Genomic DNA, 22,754 nt, shown 5'->3' on the forward strand with positions numbered 1-22,754 from the left:
GTCAAGCCTTGCTCCCTGACTGCGGATCTGGTACGAAAACCCTCAGGCATCACCTCATTTTACGAAGGATACCCCACATGCACTCCTGAAAACATCCATCCCCTTGCCCTTCAGAGTGCCCGCCTGCATCTATACACCCATACGTCAAAACGGAAAAGAAAACATGGATTTTTCTGAAGAAAAAAGGGAGGTCAAGCCCCCTGCAAAGAAGGGCCGCTCTTTCCTGAAGTGGCTGTGCATCACCTTTCTGCTGCTCCTTATCGGCGCGTCCCTGACCGCAGGTGCCGCCTATGTCTATTTCTCGAGGGATCTGCCTTCCGTCTCCGCGCTGAAAGCCTATCGCCCTCCCACCGTTTCCACGGTCTATGCGGCAGACGGTACCATCGTTGCCGAATTTTTCCGGGAACGGCGCATTGTGATTCCGCTGGAAACCATGCCCCCCATGCTCATTGAGGCCTTCCTTGCCGCAGAAGATGCCCGTTTTTTTCAGCACAAAGGAATCGATCCCCTGGGCATCCTGCGGGCTTTCATGAAAAACATCCAGGCCAGCGGCATTGTTCAGGGCGGCAGCACCATCACCCAGCAGGTGGCCAAATCCTTCTTTCTCAGCCCGGAACGCAGCTATCTCCGTAAAATCCGGGAAGCCATTCTGGCGTACAGAATTGAGCGCTATCTGGGAAAAGAGGAAATTCTCCATCTTTATCTCAACCAGATTTTCCTTGGCCACGGTGCCTATGGCGTGGAAGCCGCCGCCCAGAACTACTTCGGTCTTTCTTCCGCCGACCTGTCCCTGGCCCAGTGCGCCATGCTGGCGGGTCTTCCCCAGGCCCCCAGCCGTTATTCCCCCTTCCGCCATCCTGAACGGGCCAGGGAACGTCAGCTTTATGTTCTCTCCCGCATGGTTGCCAATGGCGTCCTTTCGGAAGAAGACGCGGAAAAAGCCCGGCAGGAAAAACTGGAAATCTATCCCCGCCAGAACATCTACATGGAAATGGCCCCTTATTTTACGGAACATATCCGCCAGCACATCCTGAACCGCTACGGTGAAAAGGCTCTGTACGAAGAAGGGCTGCAAATTCGGACAACCCTGGATATTAACGCACAGAGGGCCGCAGAAAACGCTCTTCAGAAAGGTCTTCTGGATCTGGACAAACGTCAGGGATTCCGGGGAGCCAGGCGCAATGTGGGACTTTCCGGCGTGGAAACCGCCCTTAGCGATATGGAAAAAGAAAACGGCTTTCCCGAACCGGTTCCGGAAATGCTGAGCCGGGGCATTGTGGTGCATGTTGACAATACGGGTAAAAAAACCCGGGTGCGTTTTGGAAAAAATACCGGGGAAATCCCCATGGAAACCATGCGCTGGGCCAGAAAACCCGACCCGGACATCCCCCATTACAACGCCCGCATCCAGACTCCCGGTCAGGCCCTGCGGGTCGGCGATGACATTCTGGTTCGCCTTGTCAAAAAACAGGAAAACGGCCTCTGGGAACTCCGCCTGGAACAGACCCCCACAATTCAGGGTGCCTTGCTCTGCATGGAAGTCTCTACGGGGATGGTGAGGGCCATCATGGGAGGATATGATTTTCGGGCCAGCCAGTTCAACCGGGCCTTACAGTCCAGGCGACAGGCGGGTTCCTCCTTCAAGCCCTTCATCTATGCCGCAGCCCTGGACAAGGGCTATACCCCTGCTTCCGTAATTGTGGACAATGCCTTTGTCTTCCGGGACAGGGAAAGGGATTTCACCTGGAAACCCAAAAACTACCAGGATACTTTTTATGGGCCGACCCTTCTTCGGGAAGCCCTGGCCAAGTCCAGAAATGTCATCACCATCAAGATCATGGAAGACATCGGCCTGGAGTACACCCTGGAATATGTCCGCAAACTGGGGATCACCTCACCCATCAACAGAGATCTGTCCATTGCCCTGGGATCCTCCGGACACTCCCTCCTCGAACTGGTCAACGGCTACGAAGTCTTTGCCAATCAGGGCCAGCTCACCGAACCCCTTTTTGTCACGGAAATCCGGGATCGGGATGGCAGGCTGATCGAAAAAAATGCCCCCTTCCATGAAAGGGTGATTCCCGAAGAAACGGCTTTTCTCATGACCAGTCTGCTGGAAAGTGTGGTGTCCAACGGTACGGGCTGGCGGGCCAAAGCCCTCACCCGAAAAGGCTGGCCTGTGGCGGCAAAAACCGGTACCACCAACAACCTCAACGATGCCTGGTTTCTGGGCTATACCCCGGCCTATGTTGCCGGGGTCTGGGTGGGATTTGATGAAGAAGGCCAGCTGGGAGACGGGGAAACGGGCTCCAGGGCAGCCGCCCCCATCTGGGTGGATTTCATGGAGACCCTCCATGCCTCCCGGAAACCCATGGCCTTTCCGCCACCGCCTCCGGGCATCGTATCCGTAAGAATTGATACCAAAACAGGGCTGCTCCCCACCCCCGAGTCCGAAGCCACGGCCTTTGAGTATTTCCAGAAGGGTAATGAGCCCACGGAATATTCCCCCAGATCCGGGGAAATTGAAAATGAAAAGGACTTTTTCAAAGAAGGCCTATAGCGTCTTTTTCAGAAACTCCCTTTCAACCGCCCAGAAATCCGCCGCCCTGTTCCGCTCCGTATGAATCCGGAACGGGGCGGGAAAAAGGGCTTGGAAAAAACGGGGCAGATTGCTGCCTTCCATCCCCTGCAAACGTCCCCGAAGCCGGGGAGAGACCCGAATCACAATCCCCTCCCCCGGTTCCGGAGCACCCAGAGCGTTCAGAGCTGTCAGAACCTGCTCTCCAAGAAGGTATCCCCGAACCCACTCCCCAAAGGCCGGATGGTGCGGCCCTGCCACAAGACCGGATCGCAGTGCATCATCCTCCTGAAGCCCCATACGCACCACTGGAATGCCACAGGATTCCAGAATATGGCTGAAGACCGCCGTGCGCTGCACGGCCCCGGCAAAGTCCAGGGGAAGATAACGCCCCCTGCGGTACAGAGTCTCCAGCCCGCTTCCTGAAAGTACCAGTGTAGGCGCGACACGGACAAAATCCACCCCCAGTGCCGCCAGCTTCTGTGCAGAGACCCGGTCTGAAGCCTCCGTAGCGCCGGGCAAGCCCAGCATCATCTGGGCTCCCACACGGACAGGATAGTGCCGCAGCATGTGAACCGCCCTTTCCACGGATGCCGCATCATGGCCCCGGGCAGATCTGCGCAGTACCCGGTCATCCAGGGACTGTACCCCCAGCTCCACGGTAATTCCTGCCCCCCCTGTCGCCAGAAGGGATAAAACCCTATCCTGAAGACTGTCCGGCCGGGTGGAAACCCGTATCCCCGCTCCCTCTGTCTCCGAAACAAGGGCCACACAGCCAAGGATATCCTCCTCTGGCAGTCCCAGAAAATTTCCCCCGAAAAAAGCCAGCTCCACAGGCCGTTCCCCATCTCTGGGAAAGGCCAGCCAACGATCCCTCTCCCGTCGCAGGGCCGCAAGATCCACCGCAGGATTTTCAGGATGCAGGGTTTTCTGATTGCAGAAAAGGCAATGATGGGGACAGGCGGCATGGGGCAGGAACAGGGGAATGATGAAAGGCTTCTTTCTTTTCACCCCTGAAGCGATCCCTGGTTTCCGGAGGTCAGAAGCAGCAGGGCTTTGGCCGCCGCATCCTGTTCCGCCAGCTTCTTGCTTTTTCCCGTTCCCCTGGTACAGAGATTCCGCACCCGCACCTCCACATGAAAGACCTTGTCATGATCCGGGCCTTCCTCAGCCACAGTGCGATAAACAGGCGTCAGCTTGTAGCGCATCTGCACTTCTTCCTGAAAACGGCTTTTGGCGTCATGGATGCTTTCCGCCACATTGAGACCTGCAAGGATGTCCGCAAAGCAGCGTCGGACAAAGGCAAAGGCCGCGTCAAAGCCCCCATCCCGATAAACCGCAGCCACCAGAGCCTCATAGGCATCGGCCAGAATGGAATCCTTGTCCCGTCCACGGGTCTGCTCCTCCCCCCGGCCCAGACGCAGGTGGGCGCCAAGATCCAGCACCCTGGCCACAGAGGCCAGCTGCCGTTCATTCACAAGACTGGCCCGGATGCGGGACAGATCCCCTTCCCGTACCCTGGGAAAACGCTCCATAAGCAGGTGGCCAATCACAAGGTTCAGCACAGCGTCCCCCAGGAATTCCAGCCTTTCATTGTCCTTCAGAACCAGGGCATGCTCATTGACAAAGGAAGAATGACAGAGGGCCGTTTCCAGAAGTTCAGCTTTTTTAAAACAATGACCCATGGCCTTTTGAAGGTCTGCCATGGGCAAAGAGGTCGGTTTCATAAAAGATATTCCGGTTGAAAGTCCGTAAAAAAGGGCTGTAGCCCGAAAAACGGGAAAGCCCCCGCCTTTTCAAAAAAAACAGGGAACACAACAGAACACTTTGAGGGATACGCTTACCAGATCCGACAATTTTTGTCCGAGCTGGTAAACCCATCCCAAAAACTATATACGCCCCAGAGCCTCCCGAAGATCCGCATATACCGCATAGGGCACAAAAAGAGTCCCATGGCCCGAGCCCAGGGAAATTCCGTCCCGCAGTTCACCATGGAAATCGGATCCGCCGGTGGGGAGAAGTCCCAGCCGTGTACAGAACCCCTTCAGATCCGCCGTCAAATTCGGGCCATGGGCCGGATAATACACCTCAAGCCCGCCAAGACCACCGTCCATGAGGATTTTCAGGAGCGCAAACAACCGGGAACGATCCAGCTCCCGGATCAGTCCGGGATGGGCCAGAACGGCGATACCTCCCGCTTCCCGGATTGCTGCCATGGCATCTTCCCAGCCCGCCAGCCCCTTTTCCACATAGGCAGGTCGTCCCCTGCCAAGAAAACGGGAAAAGGCCGTCTCCATATCCTTTACATAGCCCTTTTCCACCATCACCCGCGCCATGTGGGGCCGCCCCACAAGCCCCCCATCGGATCGGGCCAGCACCTCGTCAAAGGAAAGGTCAAACCCCAAAGTCCGCAGCCTGTCAATCATCCGGGGGTTGCGCTCTTCCCGTGCCCGCTGAAGGTTTTCCAGCAAAAGGGAAAGGCCAGACGCATGGGGATCCACCCCATAGCCCAGAATATGCAGACTTTCGGCAATGCCAAAGCCCTCCGGGGGACGGACACTGATCTCCACACCGGGAAGAAAATCCAGATCCAAAGAAAAACCGGCATCCAGGACTTCCTGAACACCGGCCAGGGTATCGTGATCTGTAATGGCAAGGGCAGCAAGACCCAGGGATACCGCTTCCACCACAAGAGCCAGGGGAGACATGGCCCCGTCCGAAGCCGTACTGTGGGTATGCAGATCCACAGGCCGGGAAGAGCGGTCAGAGACCAAGGGCTTTTTCCATTTTTTCGGATTTGGTTTTGCAGTCAATGCACTGGGTGGTCACAGCCCTCGCCTTAAGGCGCTCAACGCCGATGTCCTCACCGCAGGTTTCACAGACTCCGAAGGTGGCATTCTCAATGCGTTCCAGAGCCTGCTTGATTTTTTTAATGAGCTTGTGCTCCCGATCCCGGATACGCAGTTCAAAATTCCGGTTGGACTCATGGGAAGCCCTGTCTGTGGGGTCAGGAAAGTTCTCCTTGGGCTCCGTCATGCCGCTTACGGTGTCATCGGCCTGATGGAGCAGTTCATCCAGTTGCGTCACAAGATAGGTTCTGAAGTACTCCAGCTGTTCTTTATCCATGGGAAATCCTCCTCACGTATCGCATCAGCGCCGAACCAAACCGCATCTCCCTTACAAAACACAGATCACATCGCTGACAGACACCGGCATGGAAAAACCCACAGGCGGTATGCCTGTCAAAAAGTACGCCTGCATACCATAAGGGCTTTTTCAATGTAAAGGGCTTTTACACCATGACCCCTCTTCCCCTCCCGACGCCATCCCCTTCGGCAACCTGCTTCCAGAGGATTATCTTGCATACAAACTGCTTCCGGCTCCCACGCTCTCCGTCATAAAAAATGTTGGCATCAGGCCGAATCCTTCCGCCGGGAACCGCAACAGAGCACCCAGTTCGCCTGACGGTCATTTCCCCCGTCCTCACAGCTCATTCCCATCTCTTCTGCCCTCTGTGCAGCCCCTCCCTTCGGCATCCTCCCTGGTGCTCCTCCCTGAACCGGTTCATCCAGCGCAAAGAGAAGACGCACCCAGCCGAGATAGCGATCCTGATTCCCATGCATGCCCCCGCTTTTCAGAAGACAGATGGGATCATGGAGAACCTTGGTCACCATGGCCTCCACCATGCGCTCCAGGGCTTCAGCACCTTCCTTCTGTCCGGAAGCATTTGTTCCCAGGGTTCGGCGCAGCTCCTCTTCCAGAATTCCCCCCACCTTTTCCCGCAAGGCCTTGATGGTGGGCACCAGGGCAAGGCCCTCCACCCATTCCGTGAAGCGCAGCACCGCCTCTTCCACGATCCCCTCGGCACGGCCCGCCTCCTGACGCCTTTCCTCCAGATTGTCATCCACCACGCCCTGAAGGTCATCAATATCGTATACATAGGCATTGTCCAGGGTGTTGATGGCCGGATCCACATCCCGGGGAACGGCGATGTCGATAAAAAAGAGGGAACGGTTCTGCCGTTTACGCATGAGGGGTTTGATGTCCTGTTTGCGGATCACATAATCCGGAGCCCCTGTGGAGCTGATCACAATGTCCACATCGCCAAGGGAGGCAAAGGCATCTTCAAAGCGTATGGCCTCCCCCCCAAAACGCCGGGCCAGGGCCAGCCCCCGGTCAAAGGTACGGTTGGCGACAAGGATACCACTGATCCTGTGCCGCAGCAGATGCTCCACGGCCAGCTCCGCCATCTCTCCTGCTCCGAGAAGCAAAGCCCTGCGGCCTTCCAGGGAACCAAAAATCTTTCTGGCCAGTTCAATGGCCGCGTAACTGATGGAAACGGCATGGTCGCCGATACCCGTTTCCGTTCGGATACGTTTGGCCACCTGAAAAGCCCGGTGCAGCATACGGTTTAAAATAGGCCCGGAGGCTCCCACCCCCGTTGCACGCTGGTAGGCCTGCTTCACCTGCCCCAGAATCTGGGGTTCTCCCAGCACCATGGAATCCAGGCTCGCCGACACCCGGAAAAGATGCCGCACCGCAGCCATGCCCTCATGCACATAGAAGGAGGGCAGAAAAAAATCCGCTGGCAGACCTTTTTTGGCAGACAATTCCCGGATCACCGTTTCCCTGGCCCTTGATGTATGGTCGGTAGCCAGAAGAATTTCCACCCGGTTGCAGGTGGAAAGCACCAGAACCTCGGAAAGATCTCCGGACTGTTTCAAGGTGAGGAGGAGGGTATCCACCTCCTCCGCGTTCAGCGAAAGCTTTTCCCGCACCTCCAGGGCTGCGGTTTTATGGTTCATCCCCAAAAGAAGAATACCCGGAAGTCTTGCCATACCATCCCATCCCGACGCACCTGCACAGGGCGTCTTCCTCAACCCGCAAGGGCTTTAATTCCCGATGCGTGTAAAATCCCCATGATGTCCCATAAAGAGGAAGTTCACCCCAAGAAAGGTAAAAAGAACCAGAAGAAAACCGAAAACCGCCATGCGGGCCGCCTTACGGCCCCGCCATTCCGAAGAAAGCCGCCCATGGAGCAGGGCTGCATACACCAGCCAGACCACCAGAGACCAGACCTCCTTGGGATCCCAGCTCCAGAAGTGCCCCCATACGGCCCGGGCATAGAGAATCCCCGTGGCCATGCCCAGGGTCATGAGGGAAAATCCCACAATGACACAGGCATGCCCTGTGGCATCCAGAAGCTCAAGGGAAGGCAGACGCCGGAAAAAAATATCTTTCCGCTTCTCTTTGATACGCCGCTCCAGAAGGAGGTAGAGCAGCCCCACGGCAAAGGCCAGGGTAAAGGCGGCATTGCCCCCGAAACTGGCCGCCACATGGATGACCACCCAGAGGCTGCCATAAGCCGGATCCGGCGTCACGGGAACAGAGGGCAGAAGCCAGGAGGCAAGAACCAGGCAGGCCGTGACACAGGCCGCAAAAATTCCCAGAATCTTCACATGGTAGCGGTGCTTCAGGGCAATGAAGGTACCCGCAAAAATGAAGGCACAGAAGGAAAGATTGCCCGCCAGATCAAAAAGGGGCAGATGCCCCGCATCCACCCAGCTTTTCCCCAGAAGAATCCCGTGTCCGAGAAAGCCTGCGCAAAGCAGAAAAAACCCCGCCCGCTGACAGACTTCCTTTTTAAAAAGAAGAAACACGAGATATGCGAGGGTGCTCAGGGCATAAAGGCTGAAAATTATCGGCATGACTCCTCTTTCTTCCGGAAAAGACCCGGACTCCCTGAAGGGGACGGGACATCACTCTGCATCACAGATAAAACCAGGGTTTCTGCCATCTCTTTCCCCACCAAGGGCACCAGGGCACGGATCACTGCCGACCGGTCTCCCCTTCGCAGATCCTCCAGCAGGGAACCCTCCACGAGGGCCCGGAATATCTCCCTGTGGCTGTCCGGAGCATGTTCCCTTTGCAGCAGGATTTCCCGCACCCTTCCCATAAGATCCAGAAAGGGCAGGTAGGCATCATCAAGGGAGGCTTCCAGATCCATGCGCAGTCTTCGGGCAAAGGCCGGACTGCGGCCTCCCGTGGAGATGGCCAGCACAAGATCCCCCCGCTTCACCAGAGCCGGCAGAAAAAAATCCGACGCGGAAGGATCATCGGCCACATTGCAGAAGATCCCCCGCAGCCTCGCCCCTTCCGCCACCGCTGCATTCACATCCTTGCTGTGGGTAGCGGCAAAGACAAGGCGCATCCCCTCCAGGTCTGCGGTGCAAAATTCCCGCCGCTTCAGGGTCAGTCCTTCTCCAGGAACCGTCAGGGCTTCCAGGGGTTCCGGATCCACCACCGTTACCAAGGCTCCGGCTTCCAGAAGACCCCTTGCCTTGCGAAACCCCACACGCCCCCCGCCCACAACCAGACAGGGCAGATCCCGGACATTGAGAAAAAGCGGATAGGACATGAAAATTCCTTCATACCTCAAAGGTCATGAGATCCTGGGCTTTGAAGACAGAACCGTGAAACACGGCTCCGGCCTGGGCCAGTACATCCGCAGAATCACATTCCGGATAAAAATGGGTCAGTACCAGTCGTCCCACACCGGCCTCTTCCGCCAGAGCTCCGGCAAGGGAAGGGGTCAGGTGACCGGGAACCTTCAGGCCATCGGGCATGGCCGCTTCACAGATAAAAAGATCCGCACCCGCAGCAAAGCCCGCCAGCTCCGGACAGTCATCCGTATCTCCCGAGATCACCACCCGCTTTCCGTCCCTTTCCACGGAAAAGGCCAGACTTTCGGGCCTGTGGTTCACGGGGATGCCCCCCAGTCTTACACCTTGAAACTCCCAGAAAAATGGCTCCTCCAGGGGAAGCTCCCGTAAAAAAAGCCCGCCGTTCAGATCCACCCACTCCCCGTAGACACGGCAAAGCCCCCCATAGAAATCACCAAGCCCCCGGCCTGCCACAAGGGTGAGGGGCTTTTTACGCCCATATTTTCCCGCATACTTCCCGGAAAAAAGCAGGGAAACCAGCTCACCCGTATGATCCGGATGAAAGTGGCTCAGAAAAAGCAGATCCACGTCAGCAGGATCTTTTCCCGCTGCAAGAAGGCGGTGCAGGGTTCCCAGACCACAATCCACCAGAATGCTCAGGGAACCTGCCTCCACCAGAAGACTGCTGGAGGCCCTTTCCAAGCGGGGAACACAGGTTCCGGAGCCCAGCAGGGTCACGCGCATGCGGTTTCCTTTTCTTTGGCCTTTTTTTTCTGGGTACGGATCTCCACATGATCCCGAATCCAGGTACCCACCTCTTTGACGCTTCTCAGGTTCACCATTTTTTCGAGAGACCCAAGGGGAATTTCCGCCCGGGCAGCGCCCTTGTGCCCGCCCGCAGAGCCTATCTTACCGAAACTCGCCGAAGCCACAAGACCCGCCGATCGGCGGATACCATCATTGCGGAAGATGATCACCAGTTTTTTTTCATAGATACCGGAAACAATAGTCCAGTTCACCGCATCCACGCGCATAAAAAAATCGGCAATCTGTACACAGATATCCGGGTTGCTCACCTCTCCCAGATGGGCGTACAGGCGATTCCCCCGGAGCACCCGGGACTTGAGCGCCTTTTCAAACGTCCCCAGGCTCTCAAGAAGAATTTCCGTGTTTTCAATTCTGCGTTCCACCTGGGGGTTGATGTAACGAAAGAGATACTGAAAGGCCTTGATATCCTCCATGATGGTCTTGCGCTGGAAATCCGCCGTATCCGTCTTGATGGCATAATAAAGCGCCGTGGCCAGCTTGGACGACGGGGTAATACGGGCAGCCCGCAGGTATTCCGTCAGCATACTCGCTGTGGCACCGTACTTTGGCCGGACATCACAGAAACGCCCCACCACGCAGGATTCGGGATGATGATCAATGAGGACATCGGGACGGAAAAGGGCAAAACAGTCATGGTGATCCGGCTGGGAATCCACCAGCACAATGCGACGGTAGCGCCAGTGGGGCAGATCCCGGAAATGTATCATTTTGATACCGAGAAGCCTCACCATGGTCAGATTGTCCGGACGCTGGATATCATTGACGTGGGCGATGGTCACGCCTGCCACACGCCGCCACAAAAGCCGCTTCACGGCCATGGCACTGGCCATGGCATCGGGGTCTGCGTTAATCAGGACAAGTACCTGATCCTCCCCTGCAAAACAGGCATAGAAACGACGCAGTCTTTCAGCACTGGAAAGGGGCATGGTGTCCTTTCACGGATGGCTGCACGGTTGAAAAATTTTTGAAAAAAGAACCCGACGGCTTTCTTTTCCCTTTCTCCTCTAACATCCGGAAGGACGCATGGCAACCTGTCCCTGCCGGAATAAAAATGCGCCGGGATCTCCCTTTAAAGGAAATACCGGCGCATCCGGATCACCGGGCCTGAAAACCTTCAGGCCCGCAGATTTTTAAAACACCTTATTCCTGATCCCGCATCTTATACTGACCCTTCAGGCTGTACACCTGCTCCGTCCAGATTTTATTGAAACGCTCCGGATTGGCCGCGGGAGCCTTGATCATGGCCAGCGCCATTTCCCTCTGCTTGTCCGTATTGGAGGGCTTGCTGAAGAGGGTGGTGGCGTGCTTGCTGAAATCCCGGATCATGAAATCAAAGATTTCCTCAATCAGATTGTCATCCAGCTCGGGCCAGAATTCCCGTGCTTCGAGAATGAGCTGACCATAGGGAACAAGGCAGAAAATCTCGCCAAGAACCAGAAGATAATCGATGTCTTTGGCCTGATTTTTGTCCGGTGTGGCTTCCACCAGGTATTTCTTGAAGCTTTTGATCTGCTCCTTGAAGACGTTCACATTGGGCAGATCCACATTTTTGTACGCAAGATTATAATCGTGGAACTGCACCTTGCTGAGACCCGCAGTAGGGCCCTGGTCAAAGAGGAAATCATCGTTGGCCACATCATCCCGCTTGGGTACCTTGGGAAATTCCGCAGGATTGAAGAGGAAGTTGTTCATGAACTTGACGATGAGAGCCATGTTCACATGCACCGTCCCCTCCAGCTTGGGCAGCATGCGCACCTCGTGGGCCGCGATCTCAAAGAAGGGTTCCGCCTCAAAGCCCTTGGCCGCGATGATATCCCAGAGCATGTTGATCACCTCTTCGCCCTGGCAGGTGACCTTCATTTTCACCATGGGGTTGTAGAGGAGGTAACGGCGGTCATCGGCCCTGGCGGAGCGCATATAGTCAATGGCCCGCTCGGAAAAGACCTTCATGGCCACAAGGCGGGTGTAGGCATCGGTGAAAAGACGCTTCACATGGGGGAAATCCGTCACGTACTTGCCGTAGACGTTGCGGTTGCCCGCATGATCAATGGCTTCATAGAAGGCGTGGGTGGCAAGGCCGATGGCGCCCCAGCCCAGGTTGAACTTGCACACGTTGATGGTGTTGAGCATGTTGTCCCAGGCCTTGGGACCGCGCTCCATGATGTCCGCATCGGTGATGGGATAATCGTGCAGCACGTATTCTGCCACATAGTTCTGCTCATTTACGGTGTTTTTCACGCACTCATACTGGGGATGCTTGGAATTGGCGGCAAAGAAGACATAATCGTCCGTACCCGCAACCTTGCCGAAGGTGGAGGCAATGGCACACTCGTTGCCGTTTCCGATATAGTATTTATCCCCATTGGCCTTGTAGCTGCCGTCTTCCTGGGAGTAGAGCATCATGTCCGAGGAGTAGATGTCCGCGCCATGTTCCTTTTCGGAAAGACCGAAGGCAAACACCTCGCCGTCCTGAAGAAATTTGGCGGTCTTGTGCTTGATTTCCTCGTTGGAACCCATCCAGATGGGACCAAGGCCCAGCATGGATACCTGGAAGGTGTACCAGTAGGTGATGCCATAGAAGCCGGATATTTCGGCAAAAACGGAGTTTCTGTAGGTGTCCCAGCGGGAATCTTCCGCGCCGTAGCCTGCGGGGGTCATGAGGGTGGCCAGCACCTGCTCTTCCTTCATGAATTTCACAAATTCATGGTTCCAGGTCTTTTCGTGCCAGTCCTTCTTGATGCTTTTCAGGCCCTTGGCCTCAAAATGATCGATGATGGCCTGCATCATCTTCCGGGTTTTTTCGTCGGCATACTTGCGGTTGTGCAGTCTGGGGTTGAAGAGGATCATGTGCCAGCTCCCTTTTTCAAGAGGTATCCGTGGTGAAAGGCCGTCAGCCATGGAAAGCTTGTGCGCTAACCATATCCGTGCCAAAGCCCTCTGGTGAAAATCTTTGCCCATCCTAAGACAAAAAATACCTTGTGCGCAAGGGATAAAAGAAAGAAAAGAGATAAGTGTCCGGTTTACATGACGTTCAGCGATAAAAAGGTTTCACGGACAGAGGGATGGAAGGAAAAAACCGGTACACCGGTGGGGCTTAGCGCATCCCCCCGTGGGTCTCCTGCAACCTTTTCAGAAAACTCCGAAAAAGCATCTGTTCTTCCATCGTGAAATCAGAAAGAAAGGCCTGATGGGCTTCCTCGAAACGACGATCCAGATCCAGGGCCTTTTCCCGGCCCGCTTCCGTAAGATGAATCAGTACGGCACGCCGGTCTTCGGGGCTGCGCCTGCGGGTGATGAGCTGCATCCCCTCCAGACGGTCGATAATGCCCGAGACCGTGGCACTGTCCAGCTGGGTCTGTTCCCCAAGCTGTCTTGAGGTCTGGCCCTCTTCGCGGCCCAGCAGAATGAGCAGCATGGCCTGTACGGTGGTCACACCGAGATCCGCAATGCAGTTTCCCCAGTAGCGGTATCCCGCCTGACTGTTTTTGGCCAGAAGAAAAACCAAGCAATCTTTGAGTTCCATCATCAACCTTCTTTCATAGGAAAAAGGCTCGCCATGAAACTTGACGTTCCATGACAAGCCATTTTCACACATTGCCCCCAGGGGACGGCAAAAAAAATCAGCCTTCCATGGTGGCCTGGACAAACTCCAGGGTGGCCTTCACATTGGGATCAAAGAAACCGTTCAGGCCGGAGCGCCAGTCCAGCTCCGCAAGCTTGGTGCGGATGCGCTGGGCGGCATCGTATTTCAGGGTATCCTTCATGGTGATGAAGGCCCGGCCGGGGTTGTCGATCCAGGTGCGGATCACGTCCTTGGCCCTGGGAATGAGCTGGTCGGCTTCCAGCACCTCGTCCACCAGCCCCTGGGCCAGGGCCTTTTCCGGGTTGATCATGTTGCCGAAATACATGACATCCCGGAACTTCTTGTCCGTATCCAGACCAAAGCGCATCACTTCCAGCTCGGCAACGGTAAGGGCCAGCCCCAGCTTGATCTCGCTCATACCCAGCTTGACCTTGGGATGATTGGTCACCAGACGGTAATCCGAGGCCATGGCCAGAATCATACCCATGGCTGCGGTGTGACCGTTCATGGCGCAGACCACGGGCTTTTTGCAGGTGAAGAAATTCAGCAGGAATTCTTCCTCAAACTCAAAGAACTCCACGGCTGCGGCGTGATCCTTAAAGTTGATGAAGGTGGGCAGGTGGAATCCACTGGAAAAGAACTTGCCTTCTCCGGTGAGGATGAGTCCCTTGATGGCGTCATCCGTGTTCACCTTTTCCAGCACCACGGCCATCTTTTCCATGGTTTCGCGGGTAATGGAGTTGGTTTTTCCGTGGCTTAAGCTCACAATGACAATGCCGTCTTCCAGGCTTTCCTTGAACATGACTGCCTCCTTGAAGGGGGGTATCGGATGAGGGTGTGCGACAATCCGCTTAAAAAGGCTTGCATACTAATCAAAGGCCGGAGGGCTGTCAATATTGGGAAAACCCGGAAGAGGGATAAAGCAGCAAAAGGGGATTCTCTTTTTTATTGCTTTTCAGGAAAAAGCCTTTCAAGGGCCATCTTCACCCATGAAAAGGAAATCCTTTCCTGCTCCAGCCTCAGGGCCTTTCCCATTCTGTCCTGGGAAAGATCCCCATACAGGGCCGCTTCTTCGGGTGAAAGCCGCAGAAGGGGTCTTTTTTCCGGTGCGGCTTCCGTTCCCCAGAAGGTTTCATGGGCCAGAAAGGTATCCCTGTCCATGAGGAAGGAGACCGCATGGGGAAAATGGGCCCGGAGCTGATCCAGAATGGCAAAGCCGTGGGTGTCCAGATCGCCCCAGTAATAAAGGTCTGTGTGCTGAAGCCAGGAAACCGCCTCCAGGGCGGCAAAGCCGTAGCCTGCACCAAAAAGCACAAGGCTGTCCTTTACGGGGGGAAAGCTTAAAAAATTGATCTCGTTTTCCGTGATAAACACCCGCTTCACCGGAAGGCGGAGCTGGCTGAAATCCTTTGCCGTGAGGGTGATATCCAGATCCGGGCCTTCCCCCAGGGTCTCCATGCAGGAAAAGACAGCAAAAGAGGCATCCAGTATGCGGAAGCGAATCCGCAAAGGTTTTTCAAGAAATCCGTAGCGCCTGCAAAACCCCCCTGCCCCCCTTGCTCCGGCATCCACCGGGGAGGCGGGAAGGCTGAGTTCGAGAAGCTCGGAAAGGGTCAGCCTGTGGGCTTCCACAAACTTGCTGTGCACCCCCCGGACATCCATCTGCCGCAGATAAAGCCCCGGATTCGGGTGGAGAGCCATCCAGTCCAGAACCCCCATGAGGCCCGGCCAGTCCGGAAGAAGCTCCAGGGCCTTGAGCGGCCTTTTCCGCAGCCAGTCGAGAAGTTCCGGCCTTGCCCTGCGGGTTTCGTCCAGAAGGGCCCTGAAAAGTGCCACCTCCCTTTCTTTTCCGATCAGACTTACGGCCGCTTCCAGGGAGTCCACCCAGATTTCCTCAGGCATGTCATTGGCTCCCAGGAGCCTGTGCTGCACCCTTCGCCACACGATGCGGTAATGACGGGCATTCTGACGCAGACGGGCCACCCAGTCCCGCAGCTCGGCAAAATGCGGAGCCATCTCGGAAGCCGAAGGCCCCTTCAGGGGAATGCGCAGGGGAAAAAGGGGCTCCTCCGCCACAAGGCCTGCCAGAATCCGGCCCTGATCCCAGAGCTTCTGAACCCTCTGACGCACATCCCCAAGATCCGTCCACGCCCTGTTCTTCATGCCCTGTCCTTTATCGTTTGATCCTTCATGCCCGATGCCGCTTCATTTCTTCCCGGTAGGTCTCGATGGAAAGGTTCCGGAGCTGGGATTTTCTGCCGTCCTCCCGGGTATGCACAAAGCCCACCCCCGCCACAAAGGGTTCAATCACATGGATTTTCTGTAAAGGGGTCACAATGAGGAGCTGGAGGTTGAGCTGGGCAAAGAGGGTGAGACCGTAGGTGGCAGACTCATCGGAACCCCGGCCAAAGGCCTCGTCAATCACCACAAAATGGAAGGAGCGGGAACGGGCCGCCCCCCATTCCAGACCGAACTGATAGGCAAGACTTGCGGCCAGAACCGTATAGGCCAGCTTTTCCTTCTGACCGCCGGATTTGCCGCCGGAATCCGCATAATGTTCATGCTCGCTGTGATCCGCCTTCCAGCGTTCACTGGCGGCAAAGGCAAACCAGTTGCGCACGTCCGTGACCCTGGCCGTCCAGCGCCGGTCCATCTCACTCTGGCCCTCCCTGCCCCGGAAACGTTCGATCAGCTCTTTCACCTGCAAAAAGCGCTGTTCCGCATGGGGATCTTCCGGCTCCGCGCTGAGGCTGCCTTCGGTGCAGGCCCGCAGACCGGCCTGAAAATCCCGGATATCCGCATCCTGGGAAGGTCTGGCTTCCAGAAGGATATAGCGGCCCGGATTGTAATCAATTTTCTTCAAGGACTCGTTGAGCCGGTCCAGCCTCTCCCGGATGATTTCCCGCTCCCGGGCCAGCTGGGACTGGAACTGGGCCACCTCCCGGAGGGTGTTTTCATTGAGCAGCTCCTTGAAACGCCGCTCAAAACGGGGCAGATCATCGGCTTTAAGGGTCTGAAGCAGCCCCTTGTATTCGTCCGCTGCGGCGACAGACACATCCATCTCCTGGGTTTCCAGGGGATAGCGGGTGCTGAAGGCCCGCATGGCATCAATGATCCTGTCCCTTAAGCCCTTGATTCTCTTTTCTGTGGCATCAATGCGATCCTGAAGCCAGTCCCGCATGTCCCGCTCTTCCTTGTCGCAGTTTTTAAGATCCACGCTGCGCTGGGAAAAGGCCTCCTGCCTCAGCCCTTCCAGCCTCTCAAACCAAAGACGGGCTTTGTCTTCCTCTTTCCGGACAAGGGCGCTCACCTCCCCATGCAGGGCCTTGGCATCACTTTCCTGCTGAACCAGCTTTCCCATCTGGGTCTTGCAGCCATCGAGAGCCTTCTGGCTGTGCTCCAGCTTTTCCTCCACCTCCCGGAGCTGGGCGGTGAAGATTCTCAAGATATCGGAGCTGGCTTCAAGGTGCAGCCTTTCCTTTTCCAGACGATCCGCCTCCAGGGCCAGAGGCTGCCAGTGCATTTCCGTGAAATCCGTAAAGGTATCCAGCCGGGAAAGGGTTTCCAGCCGTTTTTTGAGGGCCTTTCCCTGATTCTGAAGGGCTTCCAGACGGGCCGCAGATCCCTTCATGGCCTCTTCCAGAAGCCTTGCCCGGTTTTCCAGCACCTGAATCTTGGCCGTATTGGTCCAGCCCAGCACATAGCGGCTCCGATCCTCCAGACGGAAGCGGTCATCCTTTTCGTGGCGTTCGTCACGGCCCTTGGTCTGGCCGGAAAGGCTTAAGGCCCGGACTTCTCTGCGGAACTGGGCCGAATCCCGGCAGCAGGCCAGATCAAAGCGGCGGGCCACTTCCTGCTCCAGCCAGGAATAAAAGGGAGAATCGGGTTTGAGCATGAGCTTTTTCACAAGGGAATCCGGATGCAGGGAAGGCTCGGGAAGGGATGTCTGGGGCCGCACCCGGAAATAAACAAGACGGCCCTTCAGGTGGGTGGCATCCACCCAGAGGGCCACCTTTTCATACAGGGCTTCGGGAACCAGAAGGGAAAGCCCGAAACTGCGCAGAAGTCTTTCAATGGCCCCTTCCCAGTCCCGCTCCGTTTCCTGCACCTGAATCAGTTCTCCGGCAAAGGGCATGAGTTCTTCCCGAAGATCCAGGGCCTGACAGAGGGCGCTGCGCAGGCTCACCTGCTTTGCATCAATATTGCTGCGCCGTGCTTTCAGGCTCTGGATTTCCGCCATCAGCTCTTCGTGGGCCTCGCGCTTTTCCTGAAAGACCCTTTCCTCCTGCACCCGCTCGTTCTGAAGGCGGGCTTCCTCAGCCTCTCCCTTCTCCCTCAGATCCGAGAAGGTCTTTTTCTGGGAAAAAAAGCTTTCCTGGGATTCCGCAGGCAGCATGTCGAGACTTCTGACAAGGGCCCCATACCGATCCGCCCGCTGCTGACGGCGGGCTCTTTGATCTTCAAGCCTTGCAATGTCTTCTTCCATGCGGGCCATGCGGTCTCCGCCATTTTCCGCAACCGCCTGCCTGAGATCCCTTTCCTCGGCCTGAAGGGCTTTCCGTTTTTCTTCCAGGGTCTTTTCCCGAACGGTCTGACGCTCCAGCTCTTCGCTGAGGCCTTGCAGCCGTTTTTCCAGAAGCTCCTTTTTCATCAGGGAAAACCAGGTCTTGAGACTGTCCCGGCACTGGCGCAGTTCTTCTGAAACCTGCACCTCAGCCCCATGGCGCTCGCAGTCCGCCACAAGGGGGCTTAAACGCTCCACCTGATCCTTGGCTTTCAAGACCGCCCCATGGGCCCGGCTGAGATCGTCAAAATGGGAAATCAGGGCTGCGATGCGGGGAGCCACATCAAAGGGTTCCAGCATGTGGCTGCGGACAAAATCCGTAAGATTGCCCACGGACTTCAGGGAAACGGTCTGGTGAAAAAGTTCCAGGGCCTGCTCGTTTTCAATGCCAAAACGTCTGCGAAACCAGGCCCCGTAGGGAGGAAAACTCTCAAAAATGCTGGCCTGGGATTTTTTCAGTTTTTTCCGAAGTTCCTTCATATCTGAACCGAATCCGGAAAAATCGGCAATGATGGAGAGATCCGACTCAGAGGCCACAAAAAACCGGGCAGGCGGCGCCAGAAGCTCCTTGATCCAGAACACCTGGGCGAGCGTCACGGTTTTTCCGTATGCCGCATTGGCAAAGACACCGAGAATGACCGAATAGGCTCCCGGCTCCCGCAGGGCCACGGGTTTCGCGCTGCCGCCCGTCTCGCTGCGGCCGGATTTGTAATGTCCCAGCACATAGGAACGCAGGCTGCGTTCCCTGGATTCGGCCCCTGCGGCCTTGTTGTAGGCAATGCGGTGGCTGGGCACAAGAAGGGTGGTGACCGCATCCACCAGGGTGGATTTGCCGGAACCGATATCGCCGGTGAGCAGGGCGTTTCTGCCATTGAGCATCAGGCTCCAGACCTGCCCGTCAAAGGTGCCCCAGTTCAGCACCTCCAGCCGTTGCAGGCGGAATCCGGCAAGGTTTTCCCCCATCCCGTCCATGGACAGCCCCTCCTTTTTCATTGTCCGCATCCGCCGTTCTCAGGCTGGATTCCTTGTCTGGATGCTGTATAGTAAAGTCAAGAGCTTGAAAGCCCCTCACAGTGGAGACCCTCACACAATGACGGAAACCATCGAAGCCCTGAAAAAAGAAATTATCCGCTGCCTTCGGCCCATGAATCCGGAAAAGGTCATTCTTTTCGGAAGCCATGCCGCCGGAACAGCCCCCCTGTGTCAGGGTAGTTGTCACCTCAGGCTGAGCATTATGCGCCAAACGCAGACTAAGACTATTTGATCATGACGAGAATAATTCCAGCAAGAGAACTTGATAAATTCATAAAGTCTACTGGATGGAAGCCTGAAAATAGATCGGAAAATGATAATGGAGATATTAACATGCCAACTATTTCGCTGTTTTATGGAATAATCATTTACATGTATTATTTTGATAATAAAGAACATAAAACACCTCATATTCATGCCAATTATGGTGAATATGATGCTGTCATTTCAATACCCGAAGGTGAAGTTTTAAGTGGTGAAATGCCAAACAAAAAACTCAAATTGATACAAGCATGGGTTGAAATCCACCAGGAGGATTTGATAGCCAACTGGAAATTGGCCGTCGAAGGCCAGCAACCCCATAAAATAGAACCGTTGAGGTGAACAATGTTAAAGGTTAAAAAAGTCAATGCAAATGATGATTATACCCTATTTGTTGAATTGTCTGATGGCCGAACCGGGATATTTGACGTTAAACCTTATTTAGATAAAGGCGTATTTAAACAGTTACAGGATAAAAATTATTTTAAGCAAGTAAAACCCTTTTTTTGCGGAATCATCTGGCCAAATGAGCAGGATTTGAGTGCTGAGACTATTGGATATGAATTAAAAAAAAATGAAATCACATAACAGAAGGCACCCTACTCCCCATCCTCATCGCTCTCCCCGCGCCCCAGATGCCGCGCATAGTCCCCCAGCCGGGCATCCAGCTCCGCCAGCCACTGGGCATCCACAAAGGCCTTGAGGATGCGGCGCACCTCCACCATATGCTTCTGGCCCTTTAAGGGCCGGACAAAGCCCAGCTCCGCAATCTTGTTCAGATAAATCCCCACCTTGTCGAGAAGCTGGGTTTCCCGGCTGCCTTCGGGAAGGAAAACCCGGATCAGCTCCGCCACCTCTTCCCTGGACAGAATGAGGCGGGTCTCTCCGCCTGCAGCATCCGACTCCGCAAGCTTTTTCCGCAACAGGGCAAGGAGCAGGCTGACGGGAAAGGAAAGCTGCCTGCGGGGCACAAGACGGGGCAGCTTGTCGCCCTCTTCCTCTCCTTCAGGTCTGGAGCGGAGAAAGGCGTAGCCTTCGGAGCTGTCCAGAATCAGCTCCAGCCCCAGCACGGCCACATAATCCCGTACCCTGGCCTGAAGCCCCAGAAGGATCTGCCACTGGGCGGGGCTGTCCTCCTGATAGAGAACCCCCTTCAAAAGGGGCACCACCACGGCGGAAAGACTCTGGCTGTCCGCCGGATCGGAAAGAGGGTGTTCCGAAATGTCCATCATGATTTCCTCATAAAAAGGATCCTGGGCAGACGGGCACGGCGCAAGAGGCCGTCCGAAGCCTCCCAGCGGATCTCGTCCTCGCTTTCTCCGTCCATGGTGCTGTGGCCCCAGTCCACGGCCAGTTGCAGATAGACCACCAGTTCCGCAAGCCCGTTTTCCAGGGGATGTTCCGCCACAATGTCCGCAAGACTGACCTGGGACCGGGTCTGAAGGGCTTTTCGGATACGGGACTGAAGCAGCCCCCGATCCACCCGCACCTGATCAAAGAGGGCGGAACTGTCCATGTCCGCATGGCCGGATTCCAGCACGGAATCCAGAACAAGGGGGACGGGAGGGGGCCGGAACAGGGGCCTTTCCAGGGGAAGCTCCAGGCTGGCCGCCGTTTCAGCCAGGTCCATGGTAAAATCCTCCGGCGGATGCTCCCGAAGGCCGAGAGCCTTCACCTCTATCCCATGGAGAATTTCCATGATGCGGCGGTTTTCCAGCCAGGCCTGGTCATCGAGAAAACGCCGCAGCTGCTGGGAAAGCCTTGCCACCGTGCGCTGGGTGTGCTCCCCGGCTTCCAGCCAGTCGTGGTGAACCCGCCTCAGCCGGGGATCGGGATTCATGGCCGCCACAGGCGGCAGGGCCAGCACCGCGTCCAGAAGGGCACTCAGCTCCTCCTGCCGTTTCCGGGACATGAGAAAATCCCAGAAGGCCCGGAAACTGCGGCCCTGATCCGAATCGGAAATGGCATCCCGCTCGCCCATGATCTCCCCCAGAAGGGCACCCTTGGCCCCGTCCCAGAGGGCAATGCGCTCCCGCACCCTGCGGTCCAGGCTCCGGAAATTCTGCTCCACTTCCCTGAAATCGGAAAGCAGCTCCCGCGCCATCTGAAGAAACTGCTGAAAGCGCTCCTTCAGGGCCGTATCGTCCATGAGGGCGATATCCCCTTCTTCAATGCGGGCCCTTTCTTCGTCGAGGAGGGCCTGCCTGCGATCCAGCTCCGCCAGACGGGCCTCAGGATCGCTCTGGCTGCCTTCGTGCATCTGGCGCAGCAGCTCAAAAAGGGTGAGAAGCCGGGATTCTGTTCCCACAAAGGCCCGTTCCGTGAGGCTTTCCAGCCAGCTTAAGGCTTTTTCCGTGGCAGGGGTGAGATCAAAATGGGCCTCGTCCGTTCCGGGAGGATAGAATTTCCGCAGCCAGCCCCGGCTGTTGTCAGACCAGTCATTAAGATAAGCGATGGCGGATTTGGGAAAGCTCTCCTGACCATAGGACTCCCTCAGGGAAAAAAGCACATCCTCCAGGGTTTCGGCCAGATCCGCCTGGGAGAGAAAACGCCGGTTCCGGGCAAGAAAGGCCCGGTACAGAAAACTCGCCACAAGGGGCGCATTGTCCGCACGCAGAAGCCGCCATGCCGGATGGCTGCGCCGTAAGAGTTCCAGGGTGGGGTAATCGAGGGGCAAGGCGTGCTCTCCTGTGTTTTGGGATCGCAGAACTCCCGGTCTTTACCTCTGATGGCCCCTGAAGTCCATCCTCAGAAAAGAAAAGGCAGCATGGCAAAGGAGGCTGGGGGAAAGTCTGAACGCTTTTTTTGCTGGGGCAGCGGGTTTCTTCATTGCCTTTGAGGGAAGATCGTGGACAAATGTGGGAAGGACACCGTAAACTGCGTGTTTCATGCAGAATAAAGGAAAAACTTAATTTTTACACACTCCGGAGCTGCCATGACTTCAGAAAAGAAAACGCAGGATGCCGTGCTCCAGCAGGAAATACGGAGCCGCAGAAAATTCTCCATGGCCGAAGCCATAGGCCGGGAGGGCGGCCATTTTATGAAAGGGCACAATCCTGTGCCTGCCATTGATCAGCTGGTGGCTGCGCTGAATGACTTTATCCGGGAGAATATCCGTGATACCTCAGGAATGCTCCTGTCCGTGCTTCAGGAAAGGGTGAAAAACCAAAGTCTTGCCCTTTCTGAGCACGCAGAAAAACCCTTTAGCTTTCTTCACGGACTGATCCGCTCCTATCTGGATCACCCTGAACGTCTTTACGAACTCACCCGCCAGACAGACACCCGGTGGGGGCAGCTCAGCGGTGAAAAGCCCCATTTTCAGAAGCCCGGTGCCCCGCCCCACCCCGATGATGAATATTCCCACGGAAGTGTAACGGCAAAGCTTAAGAATCTGCTGGAAGTCATTGAATCCCGTATGGCAGAGGAGGAGCGGGACGGGTAAGGATACGACAAGATACAGAAAGA

At 56.0% G+C, this 22,754-nt stretch carries 20 protein-coding genes; 4 read left to right on the forward strand and 16 right to left on the reverse strand.

The window, feature by feature from the left end; genetic code table 11:
• Positions 1-163 precede the first annotated feature (163 nt).
• Positions 164-2,560, forward strand: a complete 2,397-nt coding sequence (locus BR04_RS11500) for a penicillin-binding protein 1A (protein ID WP_496356160.1) — start codon at positions 164-166, stop codon at positions 2,558-2,560.
• Here BR04_RS11500 and BR04_RS11505 read toward each other — a convergent pair.
• The 14 genes from BR04_RS11505 to BR04_RS11570 all read right to left on the reverse strand — a co-directional run bounded on the left by BR04_RS11505 (position 2,555) and on the right by BR04_RS11570 (position 18,989).
• Complete coding sequence (locus tag BR04_RS11505) at positions 2,555-3,589, reverse strand: radical SAM protein (protein WP_496356161.1); 1,035 nt, start codon at positions 3,587-3,589, stop codon at positions 2,555-2,557. The genes BR04_RS11500 and BR04_RS11505 overlap by 6 nt on opposite strands.
• Entirely contained in the window at positions 3,586-4,305 is a 720-nt protein-coding gene (gene rnc / locus BR04_RS11510) for a ribonuclease III (RefSeq protein WP_496356162.1), read from the reverse strand. The genes BR04_RS11505 and rnc overlap by 4 nt, the downstream gene beginning before the upstream one ends.
• Before the next feature lie 162 nt (positions 4,306-4,467).
• Positions 4,468-5,352 (reverse strand): PHP domain-containing protein, encoded by an 885-nt coding sequence (locus BR04_RS11515; protein ID WP_496356163.1) that lies wholly within the window; start codon positions 5,350-5,352, stop codon positions 4,468-4,470.
• On the reverse strand, positions 5,342-5,704 hold the full coding sequence (gene dksA / locus BR04_RS11520) for an RNA polymerase-binding protein DksA (protein WP_496356164.1): 363 nt from the start codon (positions 5,702-5,704) through the stop codon (positions 5,342-5,344). Before dksA ends, BR04_RS11515 begins: the two co-directional genes overlap by 11 nt.
• Positions 5,705-5,991: 287 nt before the next feature.
• Positions 5,992-7,416 carry a glutamyl-tRNA reductase gene (gene hemA / locus BR04_RS11525; RefSeq protein ID WP_496356165.1) on the reverse strand — a complete coding sequence of 475 codons (1,425 nt, stop codon included), beginning with the start codon at positions 7,414-7,416 and terminating at the stop codon, positions 5,992-5,994.
• A gap of 54 nt (positions 7,417-7,470) precedes the next feature.
• The gene (ccsA, locus tag BR04_RS11530) at positions 7,471-8,286 is read right to left on the reverse strand and encodes a cytochrome c biogenesis protein CcsA (protein ID WP_496356166.1); all 816 of its coding nucleotides are present in this window, start codon (positions 8,284-8,286) and stop codon (positions 7,471-7,473) included.
• Positions 8,277-8,996 (reverse strand): precorrin-2 dehydrogenase/sirohydrochlorin ferrochelatase family protein, encoded by a 720-nt coding sequence (locus BR04_RS11535; protein ID WP_496356167.1) that lies wholly within the window; start codon positions 8,994-8,996, stop codon positions 8,277-8,279. The genes ccsA and BR04_RS11535 overlap by 10 nt, the downstream gene beginning before the upstream one ends.
• 10 nt (positions 8,997-9,006) lie before the next feature.
• Complete coding sequence (locus tag BR04_RS11540) at positions 9,007-9,765, reverse strand: MBL fold metallo-hydrolase (RefSeq protein ID WP_496356168.1); 759 nt, start codon at positions 9,763-9,765, stop codon at positions 9,007-9,009.
• Positions 9,756-10,775 carry a DHH family phosphoesterase gene (locus BR04_RS11545; protein ID WP_496356169.1) on the reverse strand — a complete coding sequence of 340 codons (1,020 nt, stop codon included), beginning with the start codon at positions 10,773-10,775 and terminating at the stop codon, positions 9,756-9,758. Before BR04_RS11545 ends, BR04_RS11540 begins: the two co-directional genes overlap by 10 nt.
• 214 nt (positions 10,776-10,989) lie before the next feature.
• Positions 10,990-12,696 carry an acyl-CoA dehydrogenase family protein gene (locus BR04_RS11550; protein WP_496356170.1) on the reverse strand — a complete coding sequence of 569 codons (1,707 nt, stop codon included), beginning with the start codon at positions 12,694-12,696 and terminating at the stop codon, positions 10,990-10,992.
• A 247-nt stretch (positions 12,697-12,943) separates the two neighbouring features.
• Entirely contained in the window at positions 12,944-13,372 is a 429-nt protein-coding gene (locus BR04_RS11555; RefSeq protein ID WP_496356171.1) for a MarR family winged helix-turn-helix transcriptional regulator, read from the reverse strand.
• A 97-nt stretch (positions 13,373-13,469) separates the two neighbouring features.
• A complete protein-coding gene (locus BR04_RS11560; protein ID WP_496356172.1) occupies positions 13,470-14,234 on the reverse strand; it encodes an enoyl-CoA hydratase/isomerase family protein in 765 nt (254 codons plus the stop codon).
• A gap of 143 nt (positions 14,235-14,377) precedes the next feature.
• Positions 14,378-15,595 carry a DUF3322 domain-containing protein gene (locus BR04_RS11565; RefSeq protein WP_496356173.1) on the reverse strand — a complete coding sequence of 406 codons (1,218 nt, stop codon included), beginning with the start codon at positions 15,593-15,595 and terminating at the stop codon, positions 14,378-14,380.
• Positions 15,596-15,620: 25 nt separating this feature from the next.
• The gene (locus BR04_RS11570; protein WP_496356174.1) at positions 15,621-18,989 is read right to left on the reverse strand and encodes an ATP-binding protein; all 3,369 of its coding nucleotides are present in this window, start codon (positions 18,987-18,989) and stop codon (positions 15,621-15,623) included.
• Positions 18,990-19,262: 273 nt separating this feature from the next.
• On the opposite strand from BR04_RS11570, the gene dhiT reads away from it, so the two are divergent.
• Positions 19,263-19,631: a type II toxin-antitoxin system toxin DhiT gene (gene dhiT, locus BR04_RS11575; protein ID WP_496356175.1), complete on the forward strand. Its 369-nt coding sequence runs from the start codon at positions 19,263-19,265 to the stop codon at positions 19,629-19,631.
• A gap of 3 nt (positions 19,632-19,634) precedes the next feature.
• The gene (locus tag BR04_RS11580; protein ID WP_496356176.1) at positions 19,635-19,877 is read left to right on the forward strand and encodes a DUF2442 domain-containing protein; all 243 of its coding nucleotides are present in this window, start codon (positions 19,635-19,637) and stop codon (positions 19,875-19,877) included.
• 11 nt (positions 19,878-19,888) lie between these two features.
• Here the strand turns inward: BR04_RS11580 and BR04_RS11585 are convergent, their stop codons facing one another.
• Positions 19,889-20,521 (reverse strand): DUF4194 domain-containing protein, encoded by a 633-nt coding sequence (locus tag BR04_RS11585; protein ID WP_496356177.1) that lies wholly within the window; start codon positions 20,519-20,521, stop codon positions 19,889-19,891.
• Complete coding sequence (locus BR04_RS11590; RefSeq protein WP_496356178.1) at positions 20,518-21,966, reverse strand: DUF3375 domain-containing protein; 1,449 nt, start codon at positions 21,964-21,966, stop codon at positions 20,518-20,520. The genes BR04_RS11585 and BR04_RS11590 overlap by 4 nt, the downstream gene beginning before the upstream one ends.
• Positions 21,967-22,224: 258 nt before the next feature.
• Between BR04_RS11590 and BR04_RS11595 the strand changes: the two genes are divergently transcribed.
• Entirely contained in the window at positions 22,225-22,731 is a 507-nt protein-coding gene (locus BR04_RS11595; RefSeq protein WP_496356179.1) for a hypothetical protein, read from the forward strand.
• Positions 22,732-22,754: the final 23 nt, after the last annotated feature.

The organism is Desulfobotulus sapovorans DSM 2055, assembly GCF_059569355.1.